Here is a 16,532-nt window from a genome sequence, read left to right as displayed (position 1 = left end):
TATCTGTCATCGGGCTTGGTCAGAAATAACAGAAAAGATAGACTGGGCGGTCTGCTATATAACAATAAACGCAAAAAAGTCACAACAAAGAAAATCTAGAAAAGACATAACGTTAGATGGAATTTTTGCAGGCCTTAATGCTTAAGGTCCAGTGTATGTATAACGACACATACTTATTTCACTCCTAAAGCGGCATTCTACAACTTCAACACCCAAATCTAGGGGAGCCCCAGATAATCCTTTTAAATTTCAAAATAGTAGACACGCATGGTGCTATCTGATCTAATTAATTTCGCCACTTATTTCTATAAGATGGCTACTAAATATAACGCCATGTGTGCTCCTGTTAAACTTAAGTATATACTACACGATTTGCTTAAAAACTATGCCCCATAGTTCATCAAAAACGTCTTAATTCTCTGATGGTTGGCATTGAATCACCCAAAAAATATTTCCACCCAAAATTTGACTATTAACGAGTTTTGAACACAAACTGCGTACGAAGGTAATACCCAACTATAAGGCCAACGACTCCACCAACTACCATTACAATACTTGCAATATCAGAGCCCACACCTAAACCCAAAATATTTCCTAAGCCTAAAAACCTAACAACAAAAACACCTAAAATGGCAGAAATAACAATTACTAATTTGTCATTCTCTATCCTTTGAATAACAAATTCCATTAGTAAACTGTAAAGTAATGTTTGAATTCCATAAAATAATACAGAAAAAAACATGAAGCCAATGGAAACAGGTATGAGCCCAATAATAGTAGAAAATGCCTCACTGATACGCATCCATGAAAAGTTAAAATTAGATGTTATTAATTTATGCCCCATTCCAATGAAAGCGCATATGAATCCTGCTAAAATTGGTGGAATAAAAGTACCTATTAAAATTCGCTCAACTCTCCCTGAACTCATCACCAATCCTTGTTAACTAGTTAACGCCTCAAGCAGAGGCGCCGTTTGCGGTGTCCTGCTGACTTGATTTGTGTACACCCAGCATGGGCATGAACTAATGAGGTGAAAGTCCTCTTTAGGAAGATCACCGTTTAAATAACATATTGTTATTAAACGTTAACTACTAGCGAATGGCAAGGGCTTATCCGCGAGATTGGGTCCGGAGGAAGCCGCTAGTCTTCTTGTGATAAAGAATGCGAGCTGATGAACAAGAACATCATATGAGGCGTAGGCTAGAGGTGAGTTAGCAGGGGCTGCCCCGCGAAGCAAGGGTACAAGACGACGAAACCACGTGATCTAATGGCCACCGTAAATGATGCAGCAGTGCAAAGAAAGTTCATGTTCCTTCTCTATCAATAAAGAGTGGGGAGATCTGCTTAACACGCGACTGGTCATTAACCAGTAAGGCTCTGGTTTATAAGTGCCTTGGCTTTTCAGTGTCATCGACTGAAAAGAGCGAACCAGATGGCAGATATATTGCTCCTGCAATATCTGCATTTCCGCCATCCATGGCGGTCAAGACCGATAGCGCATGACGGGGTAACTCGGCATGTGATTAAGCAGAAGTCAGCAGACGGCATACGACTGCATGGATGCAGGAGGTAGAGCAACGCAGGAGCAGTTGCCGAGTAACCCAATGCCCATCGTAATGGCTGGGATAGCATACCCCGCGTTAGCGTTGTGGGTACATGGTGAAGGCCTGAACATTTAGAAGAAGGAGGAGTCTTGTCAAACTTGTCGATACCCACTACGTCGCCAGACGATTACTATCGGCAGCGTATTGATATGCAACCGGCCTTCAACAGCGATTTATTTCAACAACTGCTCGAACCTGAAAATCTACACCGAGCTTGGCGTCAAGTGAAAGCCAATAAAGGCGCGACTGGCATTGATGGCATGACCATCGAAGCCTTCCCGCTTTGGATGCAACAAGGCGGCTGGCAACAATGTAAATCTCAATTAGAGCAAGGTGAATACCAACCCTCAGCGGTCAGGCGCGTAGAGATCGATAAACCCGATGGCGGTAAACGCAAATTGGGGATCCCTAACGTCATTGACCGTTCGGCTGGGCGGTTTTTCATCAATCATTCTGTAGGTTGAGTTGAGGCACGAAGCCCAATAGATTGTTTTAGATATGAAAAAGTTGGGCTGTATATCGTTAGACCAACCTATCTAGCGAATACAAAACAGCCCCCAAAGGTGGGGTGTCTTTTAAAAATCTATAAATAAATGCTGAGTTAAAATTATAGAATTATCAATATCTGTCCAATACGTATGTTGTTTAGTTGCTTAAGCTGATTCAATTTTGCAAGCGTCTTCACACTAACTCCAGTTCTTGCAGAAATAAGTGACAAATTATCACCAGAACGAACAGTATAAAATTGCTGTTTAGTCTTAGCAGGCTGTTTTACCACTATCTTTGTAACGACAACCTTCTTGGTTGGGGTACTTTTAACAACAACTATCTTGTTAGTACTCTTAACGTTCTTAGTAACAACTACTGTTTTCGTATTATTCTTACTAATGTTTTCATTTACCTTCTTGGTATAAGTAATTTCATTTTGTTGTTTATGGTTATTAGATAGGCTGTTGTTATCCGCTGATGCCACGCCTGCAACAGTTAAAGCCAAAACCGAAAGAGCTGTTACTAAAGTTAATTTTACGTTTTTCATATTATTTACCCTTGATTAAATTTATTGGTTTAAATTCGTTTGTTGCTTTTTTTCAAACGTTGAAAGTATTTTACACCAGATAAATGCAAACTTGTGTAGAGAGGAAGTAAAGAATAATTGACAATTATCGTGGATGGCCATGCTTTAGGGATGTTTTAATAACCAATATAGTTAGATGTTTATATTTTCATCTTGCTTGCAATTTGTGTGATTCAACTCTGAACTTGAGGCCGTTGAAGAAAATGACGTGAGCTGGCCATGGATGGTACAGCGCGCCCTTGTGCGTTAGCGGCATCATCGAAATAAGTTTCAACCGTGGATAATTTTTCATATGTAATCCACGTCTTTACCTATGCTCTGTTTTAAGGCTTACAGCTGACATTAATGTTTGACTTCAACGTAATAAATGATTAATTTATGCGCTTTATTACGTATCATGGACGATAAAAATGCAGCATCAAAACCATTCAACTTATCCGCAACCCACACGACCTAGTAACCCGTCAACACTCGAATTAGCTATCTTTAATTTTGAACTAAAAGCTAAATCTTACTACGATAGCAAACAGAAAAATGACAATTCAAAAGAATTACTCAAACAACTAGAGCGTGATTACCAGCATCTTCAAACCCAGAAAAAACAAATTGAATCGGTGGCAATAGCACAAGCGTACTTGGCCGAATATAGAGAATCAAATGAGATCGCCGGAATAGATGTATTACTTGCTGAAGCTCACCACCCAACGGACAAACTTGGTAAATATTTATTTGTGACGGGTGAGCCGCAACCGACCATAAACCACGAAGCTCATCACATAATTCCCGGTAAGGGTCGCTTTTTACAACCCCAGGTACTGGCTGCTCGCATGAATATGCATATTATGGGTATTGGGATAAATGATCCCTTTAATGGTACTTGGCTTATTAACTTTATGCGTAACAAAAAAATTGATTGGGCAACGAAAAATGCTCCTCCTCATCGTAAATTACATCGAAAAAACTATGAATCATGGATTGGAAATACTTTGGGAAGTCGATCTAATACGACATCAAAAAGCCATTTTTTGAATAAACTTCGATCAATTAAGCAGCATATTAAGACGGGTACCATTCCTGAATATATTTTTGATTCTTCAGACACACTCTGGAAGGGCTTATGATTATATATCGTTTAGAATTACCAAGAAACAGCACTACTGCGCTGGACTTTGACTCTATGGTTATGGCGAATCAAATGAAGCCATCCTCACAGCTTAGTCAAAATGAACTACTCGTTAAAATTCATCGTCTTCCTTATGATAATGTATCAGTAGATTCTCTGTGGAATGGTGGACAATTATTTTTCAAATTCAATAGTGAGTGCCTAGATGACTTCGATATTAATGTAGTTGGTACTTTTTTATTTTTGAAATTTGAGGCTTATGAAATATTAAAACCATTAATGATTGAATTTGGTGAATTTTTAAAGGTAAAAACAGATCGAGAAGACTTGATGATGTTTAACCTCATGACCTTTGCTGCTGAAAACACTAAACAAACGCTTTACAAATATTGTGATGGCTTTGAAGATGGCCTGAAAAGCTTAGTTTTTAATGAAGTTGATGTTAAAAAAAAGAGCCTGTTTAAATCAAAATTAGAAGGCGGAAATCTTATTTATTGTAATGAAGATTTTTACTATCTAGTTAAAAAAAATGGGTTTACCGGCATTACTTTCTATACAGACTTAGTAGGCGAACATCCATTAAAATAAATGGTACGGCTAAATTATTAAACCCGCTTCAAAAACCATCAGTAATTTAGAAAAATTGATTACAATAGTGAACATATGAAGATAGTTAAAGCTAGAGATAGAATTAACAAAGCAATATTAGGTGCAGCTTTAACCTTAGCTATCATGCCGATAATTGGTTTACTTACTGGCACGGCTTTTTCAATGGGTTTGTATGGTATAAATTATGAGAAAGTATCCTTACAGAACAATCCAGAACAATATTGGTTTGTAATAAAACTTGAAACCTCTGTTGTTTTATTCATTGTTTTTAGAGCAAAATTCACATTCCCTCTATTTGATTCTATTTATCAAGCTTTGTTAATATTCAGAGACAAAAATAAGTTCATAGCATACTTAATGCTTTATTTGGCAATCCCTATTCTAGTTGTCGCACTCTGCTTTTTTCTAATGTCATTTTTTAATCTTTAAAATCACGTGTAAGTAACATTAGTCATTGCAAAAAATCAAGTTAATTTGAAGACTTAGACATTACAGTTTAAATCGAAAACTAGCATCATATTTCATTATCTGCATGTTAAGTCTTTCAAATACATCCTTTAGTGCACGACATTCCATGCGCCACGTAGAACACCTTTTTTAACTGGTGATTAGTACTTCAAATTCATTTTATAATAATGAATAAAAAGGAGGCTTTCGCCTCCTCTATTTATCCAACTAGCTAACACTACTTACCGTCCATCGCTCGACGTTTTTTAAAGTCTGATTCTTCTAGCCATTTTGGCCAGTCGTTGTTGTTGGCCAGCTTTTCAATAATGTCACTGATTAAGGCGAGGTCTTGCTCGACTCCGCCTAAATTCCAGCTGGCATCATAATCGTCGGCAGCTTGATGGTATTTATGAGCAATGTAGTCTGGGTCAGTATCACCTAGGCTCATAAACATTAACCCTGGCACACCTTGTTGGGCTAAGGCAAAGTGGTCTGAACGGAACATTAAGCCGTTTTGTGGACGAGGATCTGCTTTTACAGTGCGCCCTTGCGCTTTGGCGGCATCATCTAAATAAGTCTCTAACTCTGACACGCCCTGGCCGTAACGCAGTATGTAATTAACACCTTTGCCAACGTTCATGCCGTCTATGTTTAAAAACGATACAAGTTGTTTAGTCGGGACCGGAGGATTGGCGGCAAAGTATTGCGCGCCAATGAGGCCTGTTTCTTCTGCGGTAAAGGCAGTAAACAAAATAGAGCGTTTAGGTGCTTTGTTTTGCGCTTTAAAATGTCGCGCTAACTGTAACACGCCTGCTACACCCGAGGCATTGTCGACAGCACCGTTATAAATGCGGGTTTTACCATCTTGCACAGTTTTACCTAAATGATCCCAATGCGCATGCATGACGACCCATTCGTCGGCTTGGCTAGTACCAGGGATAAGCCCTGCTACGTTATAAGATGTAGCCAATTCGATTTGATTTTTTAGCGATAAGTTGGCTGTAAGTTTAAGCGGTATAGACTGAAAACCTGGCTTAGCGGCGGTGAGTTTCAGTGTGTCGTAATCAAGGCCCGCTTCGCTAAAGATTTTTTGCGCGGTTTGATGTTGAATCCAGCCCATAACACCGATGTGTGATTGGTTTTTATGGTTATCCACTAAAGTATATTTAGTATTGGTATTGCTGTTTTCAACCACATTCCAACCATAAGCAGCTGGGGCAGTTTCATGGACAATAAACACCGCTTTGGCGCCCTGCCTTGCAGCTTCTTCGTACTTGTAAGTCCAGCGACCATAGTAGGTCATGGCATTACCTTTAAAAATGTCAGGGTCTTGAGTCGCAAAACCTGGATCATTGACCAACATAATTAGCGTTTTACCTTTCACATCAATGTTGGCGTAGTCATTCCACTGGTATTCTGGTGCATTAATACCATAGCCAACAAACACCACATCACTGCCATCTAAGCTGACTTGAGGTTGAACTTGTTCAGTACGGGCGGTGAAATCAGTACCGTTGTTAAACACTAAATCGCCGACACTGAGTTGCATCGTTTGGTCGGCTGTTATTTTAGCCATAGGCACTGCTTGGCGATAACTGTCACCAAAACCCGGTTCAAGCCCCATGGCTTTATAGGCTTTTTCTAAATATTCAACGGTCAGCTTTTCGCCATGAGATAACGGCCCACGGCCTTCAAATTCATCGCTTGCTAAGGTTTGCACATCTTGGCGGTAGGTTTTTTCATCAAATTGAAATGGCGTAGCGTTAACGCTTGGCAGTATAAACACACCACACACCGCTAATAAACGAAAGGTATTCACAGACAACATCCTTTGTTAAATATTAAGAAAAATAATTGTAACCATGGCTAGATATTAGGGCGGACTTCGTCCTGTTAGAGCGCTTCACGGCTATAAAGACTAGACTCACCAATATAGTCTGATGCGATAATCAGTGCTAGCGCTTTTTCATCGCTATTCAACGGGTTGTCAAAAGCGGTAAGCTCAGCCCGGTTTGTCCTGGTGCTGCCAGGTAGCGTTTGTCTATCCATAATCCTATAGCAGCAACTAACACATCATCGTAAAAAATTAATGGAATTTGCTGACGGCGCCAGGGTGGAATTTGACATTCCTGCCAGAGCTTTTTGAGCTCTCGAGGTTTGGTGCGTTGCGATGTGGCAAACTGTGGCTGGCATTTAATTGAACCTGCTGCGCCATATTTTATCGTTACGTGTACGTGAGTTGCAGGCAATGCAAGCAGTGGCATTGTTGATGCTGACACGTCTTGCTGTACACATTCTGCTTTATACGACTGTATTTGCACACTAAATGATTGCTCCCCTACTTTGCCGCTGACTTGATTTAGCTTGCCTGCCAATACCGCCAGAATATCACGTTGCAACGCAGTGGCATCGTGAGGTTCAAGCGCTTGATGGGTTAACACATATGCGATATTGGCAAAGCGTTTAACCTGATAATCGCCCCATTGAATGGCCACATTGGCATCATCTTTTGCATCAAGCAGTTGTGACAATATTTGCTGCAATTGCGATTGCGATGGCAAACTCACACCACAATGCTGTAAATAACCGCGAAATAATAATGCCTGCCAGGCGGCACTCAATAGGCCAAATCCAGTGAGCTTAAACCCGCTTGATTCGGTGATTAAAGCATTTGTATCGTTTGGTATGATTAACCACTGGGGTAAGCGATGACTCACTTCATCTTCAATCACTTGTTGTTGCTCTGCACACAATGCTGCGCTTCTTGCTGCGGTGGTGGCAATACTTGGCCAGCGTTGTTTTAAGCGAGGAATAATCTCTAAACGTAAAAAGTTACGGTCGTAACTGTCGTCTTGATTACTTTCATCTTCAATATGACGAACACCATATTGTAATGCAAATTGCTCTATTTGATCGCGGCTGATATCCAATAACGGTCTAAGTAACCACCCTTGTTTGTAAGCTTGTATCGCACCCATTGCGGCTAGCCCTTTTGGGCCTTGCCCACGTTTTAACGCGAGTAATAAGGTTTCAAGTTGATCATCTTGGTGATGGGCGGTCAGTAAAATGTCACCCGGATTAAGATAACGGTCAAAGGCCTGATAGCGCGCATCACGCGCTTTGGCTTCTAAACTTTCTCTTGGACCTTTGTTAACGTTCACTCGCTCTATTTGTACGGGCAGTTGGTAATGATTAGCACGAGCGATGCAATGGTCAACCCACGTATTGGCATTAGGACTTAATCCATGATGTACGTGAATAAGTAAACAAGCGATATGCGGGTATTTTTGCGCAAAGGCACTTAAACCAAACGCTAAGACTTCTGAGTCAACGCCGCCACTGTAAGCCAGCACTAACTTAGGAGCTTGCTCACTGTGTAGCAAACCTTGCTCATACTGTGGCAATATGGCCTGCTCTAATAACGTTAGCAGCTGTTTTGCTGTGAGTGAGTCAGGCATTAACGCTGTTTTTGTCATGATGTTAGCCTAATTAAAGGTGATTTTGACGTTATTAGACCCAAGCATGCTTTCAAGCGATAACATAAGCTCATCACTCGGGTTTACCCGCCATTCATCGCCTAAGGTAATTCTGCCGCTGGCTTCTGGTTTAACATAATTAATCACCACTGGTACTGCGCCATTACGCCATGGCGTTAAGGTTTGCTCAAACGTTTCCAGCCATTCGGGGGTAACATCATTGCCTTGAACATTAATTTCAACTGCGCGAGCAAAGTGACTACGAGCTTCGCCAATTTCGATAACATTACGGGCGTTCATGCGATTACCGCCAGAGAAGTCATCAAAACTGACATCGCCTTCACAAATGAGAATGCGATCTTTTTCAAGCAAATGACCAAATTTTTCAAACGGCTCGGTAAATAACATAATTTCTAAACGCGCGCTTTTATCGTCTAACGTGACTAAGCCCATTTTTGAACCACGTTTGGTGATCATCACTCGGGTCGCCACCACTAACCCCGCCGCTTTAACGGTTTTACCGCGCTCAGTTGGGTGAATGTCTTTTAACCGGCCATTAGTGTATTGCTTAAGCTCTTTTAGATACTGGTTAATGGGGTGCCCAGTTAAATACAAGCCTAAGGTTTCACGCTCGCCTTCCAGCCAAATTTTGTCTGGCCATGGGGTACATTGAATAAAGTTTTGCTTACTGTCTTCGGGCTCACTATTGAGTAAACCAAACATATCATTTTGACCAATCGCTTCGGCTTTAGCATGTTGCGCTGCGGCGCTAATGGCTTGGGGCAAGGTCGCCATCATGGAGGCACGATGCGGGCCTAGGGTGTCTAGTGCCCCAGCTAAAATGAGTTTTTCAATGACGCGTTTGTTGAGCTTTTTTAAATCGACACGGGCACAGAAATCGAACAAGTCGGTAAACGGTCCATTTTTACGGGCTTCTAAAATAGAATCGACAGGGCCTTCGCCCACGCCTTTAATCGCGCCGATACCGTAAACAATATTAAGATCGTCATCGACCGTAAACTTGAATAAGCCTTTGTTTACGTCGGGCGGAATTAACGGCAAGCCCATGCGCTCACACTCATCAACTAAGGTGACGATTTTGTCGGTGTTGTCCATGTCGGCAGACATTACCGCTGCCATGAATTGCGACGGGAAATGGGTTTTAAGCCATAATGTTTGGTACGACACCAGTGCATAAGCTGCTGAATGCGATTTGTTAAAACCGTAACCGGCAAACTTTTCAACCAAGTCGAAAATTTTCATCGACAATTCGCCGTCGACGCCGTTATTGATCGCGCCCTCTTTAAAGGTACCGCGCTGCTTGGCCATTTCTTCTGGCTTTTTCTTACCCATTGCACGACGGAGCATATCCGCGCCGCCTAGGGTGTAACCCGACAACACCTGAGCAATCTGCATGACCTGCTCTTGATACAAGATAATGCCGTAGGTCGGTGACAATAATTCTCTTAGCGATTCATGCTGATATTCAGCATCGGGGTATGACACTTCCTCACGGCCGTGCTTACGTTCGATAAAGTTATCAACCATGCCTGACTGCAAAGGACCTGGGCGGAAAAGAGCCACAAGTGCAATCATGTCTTCAAAGCAGTCAGGCTGTAGACGTTTAATCAGGTCTTTCATACCGCGAGATTCAAGCTGGAATACCGCGGTGGTTTCGTAGCGTTGCAGTAATCTAAAACAAGCAGGATCGGCAAGTGGAATGGATTCTATGCGAACTGGCTCTTTGCCTTCTTTGACTTGGCGCGGATTGATCATCTGCAATGCCCAGTCAATAATGGTTAAGGTACGTAAGCCCAAGAAGTCGAACTTAACCAAACCTGCAGTTTCTACGTCATTTTTATCGAACTGAGTAACGGGGTTTAAGCCTTCTGCATCGCAATATAAAGGCGCAAAATCGGTAATTCGAGTCGGTGCGATAACCACACCACCGGCATGCTTACCCGCGTTACGGGTTACGCCTTCTAGGCGACGACACATGTCGATAAGTTCTTTTACATCTTCATCACCGGCATAGGCTTCAGGCAACGCAGGTTCAACTTCAAAGGCTTTTGCCAATGTCATCCCTGGCTCTGCGGGGATCATCTTGGTTAAGCGCTCAACAAAGCCGTACGGATGACCTAATACACGGCCAACATCGCGCACAACCGCTTTTGCCGCCATAGTACCAAAGGTAATTATCTGGGATACCGCTTCGCGGCCATACAGGTCGGCAACGTGATCAATTACCTCGTCACGTCGGTCCATACAAAAGTCGACGTCAAAGTCGGGCATCGATACACGTTCTGGGTTCAAGAATCGCTCGAACAGTAAATCGTATTCTAGTGGGTCTAAATCGGTAATTTTAAGTGCGTATGCCACTAATGAGCCAGCACCAGAACCACGACCTGGACCGACGGGAATGCCTTGGTCTTTACCCCATTGAATAAACTCCATCACAATAAGGAAGTAACCAGGGAACCCCATTTGGTTAATCACTTTAAGTTCAATTTCGAGGCGTTCGTCATATTCGCCGCGTTTTTCGGCACGAACTTGTGGGTCTGGGAATAAAAATTCGAGACGCTCTTCTAAGCCTTTTTGTGACACATTAACCAAGAAGTCTTCAATGGATAAGTCTCCGGTCGGGAAATTCGGTAAAAAGTATTCATTTAAGCGAATGGTGACATTACAGCGTTTCGCTATTTCAACACTGTTTTGAATGGCTGACGGAATGTCGGCAAACAGTGCTATCATTTCATCTTCTGTGCGCAGGTATTGTTGGTCACTGTAGGTTTTAGGACGACGAGGATCAACCAAAGTAAAACCATCGTGAATGGCTACGCGGATTTCATGTGCTTCAAAATCATCTTGCTTTAAAAACACCACTTGATTGGTGGCAACAACAGGCAAATCTTTTTCTGATGCGAGCTCAACCGCCATGTGTAAATAGCGTTCTTCATGAGCTCGACCGGTTCGAATAAGCTCAAGATAATAGCGGTCTGCAAAATGCTGTTGATAAAATTCAATCAGTGAGTCGACCTGGTTTTGGTTACCCTTTAATAAGGCTTTACCCACATCGCCATCTTTAGCACCAGAGATAATAATTAAGCCACGATTATACTTCACCAGCCAGTCTTGATCGATCACTACCCGACCATTAACTTGGCCACGTAAGTAGGCTTCACTGATGAGCTGGGTCAGGTTTTGATAACCTTCGTTGTCCATGGCAATAATCGTTAACGCACAAAACTCTTTTTCAAAACCCGGTGTTTGCACCCAAAAATCGGCACCAATAATGGGTTTAATCCCTGCACCGTTACAAGCACCATAAAATTTAACTAGACCACAAAAGTTGTTTTGATCGGTTAACGCTATTGCAGCCATGCCCTGACTTTCAGCCGCCGCGATGATAGGTTTAACTTTAGCAACGCCATCAGACATTGAATAATCACTGTGGACGCGTAAATGAACAAAACGAGGATCGGACATAGATTAATTATTCTTCGAAAAAGATGAATGAAACAACACGAAAAAGCGGGATTTAGACTATCAAAATTCCCTAGTTTCGCCAATGAAAACTAGGGAATGATTATTAGTCTTGAAGCAACATACGTTCAGCAACGGGTTTAAAACTTTTACGATGTTCAGCTAAGACGCCATGTAAGGCTAAGGCTTCAAAATGCGCCTTGGTGGGATAGCCTTTATGCTTAGCAAAACCATACTGAGGATATTGATTATCTAAGGTTTCCATTTCAGCATCGCGGGTCACTTTAGCAATAATAGAAGCTGCGCTTATTGCAGCAACTAAACCATCACCTTTAATCACGGCATGGCTGGCAATACCAAAATCAGGCACACGGTTACCATCAACCAGCACACGTTGTGGTTTGATGCTCAACCCTGCGACAGCTCGCTGCATGGCTAACATCGTGGCATGCAAAATATTCAACTCATCGATTTCAGCAGGGCTGGCTCTGCCAACGCTAACACTGAGTGCGTTTGCCATAATCTCTTGATATAAGGCATTGCGACGCTTTTCGCTGAGTTTTTTAGAATCGTTTAATCCGCTAATGGGCTTGGTCGGATCTAAAATCACCGCCGCGGTTACCACATCGCCCACTAACGGTCCGCGGCCGACTTCATCAACACCGGCAACTCTTCCTTGCGATATCAAATCAACTTGTTCTGGGGTGATATTTTTAATCACTACCGGTACAGTATCAAGCGTTATCATTAGGGTTATCCTGTTGTCAGTAGTGCGTCGACAGCGTCGGCTGCTCGCTCGCTGGCATTGCATTTAAGTAGCTGATGCAATTGCTCGAATCGGGCATTAAGCGGCGTAAAATCTTGGTTAAGCTGGTTAATCACAGCATCTGCAATTAATTGCGGCTGGCAATTCGCTTGCATCAACTCTGGCACAATAGTTTCATTTGCCAATAAATTAGGTAATGAGTAATTCTTTATTTGCATCATACGGATCGCAATCGCATACGTGATTGGACTGACGCGATAGGCCACTACCATAGGACGCTTAACTAGCATGGCCTCTAATGTAGCTGTGCCTGATGCTAATAAAATACAGTCGGCTGCTGCCATGACTTCACGCGAGTGACCATCAACAATATGAATTTCTAAATCAGGTGCATACTGTTGTAACGCGTCATTGAATTGTTGCTTACGCGCCTCATTCACCATTGGCGTCACAAACTTAATGTCAGGATAGGCTTGTTTAACGAGCAAGGCCGCTTTAACAAAAGGTTCAGCCAGTTGTGCTAATTCGCCACCACGAGAACCGGGCAATACTGCGAGGTACTCTGCTGCAGCATCTAAACCTAACTCTGCACGTGCGGCTAATTTGTCACTTTGCATCGGAATATCGTCAGCCAAGGTATGGCCAACAAACGTACATGGGACTTGATGCTTATCGTAAAAGGCTTTTTCGAATGGCAATAGCGATAACACCATATTAGTGGCCTTCGCTATTTTAAAGATACGCTTTGGACGCCACGCCCACACGGATGGACTGACATAATGAACCGTTTTAATGCCTTTGGCTTTTAACTTAAGCTCAAGGCCAATATTAAAATCAGGTGCATCAATACCGATAAAGCAATCTGGTGCAAGTTCGGTTATTTGCTTTATCAAGCTTGAACGGATATGAAGCAGTCTTGGTAAACGCGATAACACCTCTACAAGCCCCATGACTGAAAGTTCTTCCATGGAAAAAAGACTTTCAAACCCGAGGGCTTGCATACGAGGACCACCAATACCAATAAAACGGGCATCTGGATGGCGTTGCTTAAGCGACTTTACTAAGCCGGCACCTAAAATATCGCCGGAGATTTCTCCGGCGACAATGGCAAATACTTTTTGAGAACGTTGAGTCATCATTTCTTCTATCGAATAATGCCGCGACCAGGTTGGTTAATGAATTCCATAAATGCTTTTACATTGTCATCTTTGTCAGCCAATTCACTGACTTCTGCGTTCGCTTCTTCAATGGTTAAGCTCTTACGGAATACCGCTTTGTAAGCATTTAAAATCGCTCGCTGGCTTTCTTTGGTAAAGCCACGGCGCTTTAAGCCTTCAAGGTTTAAGCCGCGTGGTGCAGCGGGAGAACCTGCAGCCATTACAAATGGAGGAACATCTTGTAAAATCAGTGACGCACCAGCAGTAAATGCATGATTACCAATGCGAACAAATTGATGTACACCAGTCATGCCGCCAAGGATAACCCAATCGCCTACATGCACATGGCCAGCGATTGACGCATTGTTAGCCATAATCACATTGTTTCCCACAACACAGTCGTGAGCAATATGAACATAGGCCATAAATAAACAGTTAGACCCAATGCGGGTTTCGTGATTGTCTTGCGTCGTACCACGATGAATGGTGACAGACTCACGAATAATATTATTGTCGCCGATAATTAACCGAGTTTGTTCGCCAGCATATTTTTTATCTTGGCATTCTTCACCGACTGAAGCGAACTGGAAAATCCGGTTACCTTTGCCGATAACAGTTGGACCTTTAACCACAACATGTGAACTAATCCATGTGTCGTCGCCAATCTCAACATTTTCGCCAATATACGTCCAAGGGCCAATCGTGACATTTTGACCAATTTTGGCACTGGGATGAACAAACGCTAATTTATCTATCACTTTTTAATCTCTCTACGTGCGCACATGATTTCGGCAGAACAAACCAGTTCACCATCAACACGAGCTTCACCAACAAACACACCAATACCACGGCGTTCTTTAATCATTTTAACGTGGAAATGTATTTGGTCACCCGGCTCAACAACACGTTTAAAACGCGCTTTATCGATACCTGCAAAATAATACAATACGTCAGGTGAAGGCTCTGTACTCATGGTTTTAAATGCAAGTAAACCGGTAGCTTGAGCCATAGCTTCTAAAATCAATACGCCAGGCATAACCGGTTGTATTGGGAAATGACCTTGGAAGAAAGGCTCATTAATCGTGACGTTTTTAATCGCATGCAATTGCTCGCCTACGGTAAAATCCAATACACGATCGATCAACAAAAATGGATATCTATGAGGTAGATATTTAAGGATCTCTTTAATATCCATGGTGTTTAATTGGTTTGACACACTACATTCCTTAATCAAGGCTGAATGGGTTTATTCTTCGCCTTTGGTGCTTTTCTCGAGATGTTTTACTCGATTAAATAATTCATCTAATTGACGGAAACGAACAGTGTTTCGACGCCATAGCTTGTTTTCCATTGCAACCGTCGCAGAAGAATACACGCCTTTCTCACGGATAATACTGGTTACGTTAGTGCCACCTGAAACATGGACACCATCAGCAATACTTAAATGGCCTGCAATGGCAGTATTACCGCCGATAATACAGTATTTACCAATCTCGGTACTACCCGCAATTGTCGTGCTACCTGCAATAGCAGTATTTTGACCAACAATCACGTTATGAGCAATTTGAATTTGGTTATCTATAATCACACCATCATGAATTTCAGTATGAGATAACGCGCCGCGATCGATACTGGTACAGGCACCAATTTCGACCCGATTGCCAATACGAACTCCGCCAGTTTGAGGGATCTTAATCCAGGTTCCGCGCTCATTAGCGTAACCAAAACCATCAGAACCAATCACTGTACCTGATTGCACAAGACAATGTTGTCCGATGTGCACATCGTGATACACAGTAACGTTAGCCCAGAGACGAGAATCGGAACCAATAATGCTGTCTTCACCGATAACACAGCCAGGTCCAATTTGGACGTTCTCACCTAGAATTGCCCGCGCACCAATAACCACATTAGCCCCAATTGCAGCACCAGTACCAATAATGGCTGACGGGTCAATTTGCGCTGATGGATGAATGCCTAACACTTGCTTTGGCGTAGTATCAAGTAACTGTGCTACACGTGCAAATGCCACATAAGGGTCGCTAATAATTAACGCATTACCTTGATAAAACTCAGCGTCTTTTTCGCTTAGCAATACCGCGCTAGCTTGAGTTGCCTCAAGCTGAGCACGGTACTTACTATTGGCTAAAAAAGAGAGTTGGCCTTGGACCGCATCTTCAAGAGTCGCAACACTGGTGATTTCCACTGTTGCATCGCCTTTAACCGTTGCGCCCAATTGCTGGCCAAGCTCTTTTAAAGTCACTTTTTGCATATTACTTATTTGCCTTTACTTAAGGCTTCAACCACTTTACCGCTGATATCAGCTTCTGGCTTAACAAAAATTACCGCACCACGTTGTAACACTAGGTCGTAATTTTCTTTACCAGCAATGGTATTAATGGCTTTTTGAACTTGAACTAATAGTTTATTTTGCTCTTCACCTTGACGACGACGCATGTCTTCATCAAGTGCTTTGCCTTTTAATTGGAATTCAGATTTTAAAGAATCCATTTTACGTACTAGTTCAGTTTTTTGTGTGTCGCTCATTAATGCGCCGTCACGTTGTTGCTTTTCTACCAAAGAACGCATTTCTTCCTGCATTTTTTGAACTTCAGCAACACGATCACCAAACTCAGCTTTTAATGATTTAGAAATTTGTTCGCGCTGTGGCAACTGCTCAAACACTTCACCCATGTCAACCACTGCAATTTTTTCTGCGTGAGCGAGCATAGGCGTAGCGATTAATGCCAATGTTACTAGTGCGCGATTTACCATCTTTTTCAAAGTAGACT

General features: G+C 42.4%; 15 protein-coding genes and 1 pseudogene. 5 read left to right on the top strand and 11 right to left on the bottom strand.

From position 1 onward, the window contains the following. Positions 1 to 145: pseudogene (locus AC19MV_RS14170) on the top strand (IS4 family transposase); the annotation flags it as partial. A 327-nt stretch (positions 146 to 472) separates the two neighbouring features. On the opposite strand, the gene AC19MV_RS14165 reads toward AC19MV_RS14170, so the two are convergent. Then, positions 473 to 928 carry a hypothetical protein gene (locus AC19MV_RS14165; RefSeq protein WP_498308329.1) on the bottom strand — a complete coding sequence of 152 codons (456 nt, stop codon included), beginning with the start codon at positions 926 to 928 and terminating at the stop codon, positions 473 to 475. 765 nt (positions 929 to 1,693) lie between these two features. Between AC19MV_RS14165 and AC19MV_RS14160 the strand changes: the two genes are divergently transcribed. Then, positions 1,694 to 2,068, top strand: a complete 375-nt coding sequence (locus AC19MV_RS14160) for a hypothetical protein (RefSeq protein WP_498308327.1) — start codon at positions 1,694 to 1,696, stop codon at positions 2,066 to 2,068. Positions 2,069 to 2,211: 143 nt separating this feature from the next. Here the strand turns inward: AC19MV_RS14160 and AC19MV_RS14155 are convergent, their stop codons facing one another. After that, positions 2,212 to 2,640 (bottom strand): LysM peptidoglycan-binding domain-containing protein, encoded by a 429-nt coding sequence (locus AC19MV_RS14155; RefSeq protein ID WP_498308325.1) that lies wholly within the window; start codon positions 2,638 to 2,640, stop codon positions 2,212 to 2,214. Positions 2,641 to 3,089: 449 nt separating this feature from the next. Here AC19MV_RS14155 and AC19MV_RS14150 point away from each other — a divergent pair, with 449 nt between their 5' ends. The 3 genes from AC19MV_RS14150 to AC19MV_RS14140 all read left to right on the top strand — a co-directional run bounded on the left by AC19MV_RS14150 (position 3,090) and on the right by AC19MV_RS14140 (position 4,840). Continuing rightward, positions 3,090 to 3,800 carry an AHH domain-containing protein gene (locus AC19MV_RS14150; protein WP_498308323.1) on the top strand — a complete coding sequence of 237 codons (711 nt, stop codon included), beginning with the start codon at positions 3,090 to 3,092 and terminating at the stop codon, positions 3,798 to 3,800. Continuing rightward, the gene (locus tag AC19MV_RS14145; protein ID WP_498308321.1) at positions 3,797 to 4,390 is read left to right on the top strand and encodes a hypothetical protein; all 594 of its coding nucleotides are present in this window, start codon (positions 3,797 to 3,799) and stop codon (positions 4,388 to 4,390) included. Before AC19MV_RS14150 ends, AC19MV_RS14145 begins: the two co-directional genes overlap by 4 nt. Positions 4,391 to 4,465: 75 nt before the next feature. Then, positions 4,466 to 4,840 carry a hypothetical protein gene (locus tag AC19MV_RS14140; RefSeq protein ID WP_498308319.1) on the top strand — a complete coding sequence of 125 codons (375 nt, stop codon included), beginning with the start codon at positions 4,466 to 4,468 and terminating at the stop codon, positions 4,838 to 4,840. Between the two features lie 256 nt (positions 4,841 to 5,096). On the opposite strand, the gene AC19MV_RS14135 is transcribed toward AC19MV_RS14140, so the two are convergent. From AC19MV_RS14135 to AC19MV_RS14095, 9 genes are all read right to left on the bottom strand, one after another. Then, complete coding sequence (locus AC19MV_RS14135) at positions 5,097 to 6,686, bottom strand: M28 family metallopeptidase (protein WP_498308317.1); 1,590 nt, start codon at positions 6,684 to 6,686, stop codon at positions 5,097 to 5,099. A 148-nt stretch (positions 6,687 to 6,834) separates the two neighbouring features. After that, complete coding sequence (gene tilS, locus AC19MV_RS14130; protein WP_498308316.1) at positions 6,835 to 8,334, bottom strand: tRNA lysidine(34) synthetase TilS; 1,500 nt, start codon at positions 8,332 to 8,334, stop codon at positions 6,835 to 6,837. 9 nt (positions 8,335 to 8,343) lie between these two features. After that, positions 8,344 to 11,820, bottom strand: a complete 3,477-nt coding sequence (gene dnaE, locus AC19MV_RS14125; protein ID WP_498308314.1) for a DNA polymerase III subunit alpha — start codon at positions 11,818 to 11,820, stop codon at positions 8,344 to 8,346. A gap of 103 nt (positions 11,821 to 11,923) precedes the next feature. Beyond that, positions 11,924 to 12,565: a ribonuclease HII gene (gene rnhB / locus AC19MV_RS14120; RefSeq protein WP_498308312.1), complete on the bottom strand. Its 642-nt coding sequence runs from the start codon at positions 12,563 to 12,565 to the stop codon at positions 11,924 to 11,926. Between the two features lie 5 nt (positions 12,566 to 12,570). Beyond that, positions 12,571 to 13,719 (bottom strand): lipid-A-disaccharide synthase, encoded by a 1,149-nt coding sequence (gene lpxB / locus AC19MV_RS14115; protein ID WP_432401466.1) that lies wholly within the window; start codon positions 13,717 to 13,719, stop codon positions 12,571 to 12,573. Positions 13,720 to 13,727: 8 nt separating this feature from the next. After that, positions 13,728 to 14,498 carry an acyl-ACP--UDP-N-acetylglucosamine O-acyltransferase gene (gene lpxA, locus AC19MV_RS14110; RefSeq protein ID WP_432401468.1) on the bottom strand — a complete coding sequence of 257 codons (771 nt, stop codon included), beginning with the start codon at positions 14,496 to 14,498 and terminating at the stop codon, positions 13,728 to 13,730. Beyond that, complete coding sequence (gene fabZ / locus AC19MV_RS14105; RefSeq protein ID WP_432401470.1) at positions 14,495 to 14,956, bottom strand: 3-hydroxyacyl-ACP dehydratase FabZ; 462 nt, start codon at positions 14,954 to 14,956, stop codon at positions 14,495 to 14,497. The genes lpxA and fabZ overlap by 4 nt, the downstream gene beginning before the upstream one ends. Before the next feature lie 30 nt (positions 14,957 to 14,986). Beyond that, entirely contained in the window at positions 14,987 to 16,012 is a 1,026-nt protein-coding gene (gene lpxD / locus AC19MV_RS14100; protein WP_498308310.1) for a UDP-3-O-(3-hydroxymyristoyl)glucosamine N-acyltransferase, read from the bottom strand. Between the two features lie 5 nt (positions 16,013 to 16,017). Continuing rightward, complete coding sequence (locus AC19MV_RS14095; RefSeq protein WP_160053907.1) at positions 16,018 to 16,515, bottom strand: OmpH/Skp family outer membrane protein; 498 nt, start codon at positions 16,513 to 16,515, stop codon at positions 16,018 to 16,020. Between the last annotated feature and the right edge of the window lie 17 nt (positions 16,516 to 16,532).

Source organism: Shewanella sp. MF05913 (genome assembly GCF_059758095.1).
Note: the sequence above shows the minus strand (reverse complement) of the source record. Positions and strands in the feature narration are given on the sequence as shown.

Excerpts from the sequence above, each read along its gene's own strand:
- AC19MV_RS14150 (WP_498308323.1), top strand. The coding sequence starts at position 3,090 with ATGCAGCATCAAAACCATTCAACTTATCCGCAACCCACACGACCTAGT.
- rnhB (WP_498308312.1), bottom strand. The coding sequence starts at position 12,565 with ATGATAACGCTTGATACTGTACCGGTAGTGATTAAAAATATCACCCCA.
- AC19MV_RS14155 (WP_498308325.1), bottom strand. The coding sequence starts at position 2,640 with ATGAAAAACGTAAAATTAACTTTAGTAACAGCTCTTTCGGTTTTGGCT.
- AC19MV_RS14140 (WP_498308319.1), top strand. The coding sequence starts at position 4,466 with ATGAAGATAGTTAAAGCTAGAGATAGAATTAACAAAGCAATATTAGGT.
- lpxD (WP_498308310.1), bottom strand. The coding sequence starts at position 16,012 with ATGCAAAAAGTGACTTTAAAAGAGCTTGGCCAGCAATTGGGCGCAACG.
- dnaE (WP_498308314.1), bottom strand. The coding sequence starts at position 11,820 with ATGTCCGATCCTCGTTTTGTTCATTTACGCGTCCACAGTGATTATTCA.
- lpxB (WP_432401466.1), bottom strand. The coding sequence starts at position 13,719 with ATGACTCAACGTTCTCAAAAAGTATTTGCCATTGTCGCCGGAGAAATC.
- AC19MV_RS14095 (WP_160053907.1), bottom strand. The coding sequence starts at position 16,515 with ATGGTAAATCGCGCACTAGTAACATTGGCATTAATCGCTACGCCTATG.
- AC19MV_RS14135 (WP_498308317.1), bottom strand. The coding sequence starts at position 6,686 with ATGTTGTCTGTGAATACCTTTCGTTTATTAGCGGTGTGTGGTGTGTTT.
- tilS (WP_498308316.1), bottom strand. The coding sequence starts at position 8,334 with ATGACAAAAACAGCGTTAATGCCTGACTCACTCACAGCAAAACAGCTG.
- AC19MV_RS14145 (WP_498308321.1), top strand. The coding sequence starts at position 3,797 with ATGATTATATATCGTTTAGAATTACCAAGAAACAGCACTACTGCGCTG.
- AC19MV_RS14165 (WP_498308329.1), bottom strand. The coding sequence starts at position 928 with ATGAGTTCAGGGAGAGTTGAGCGAATTTTAATAGGTACTTTTATTCCA.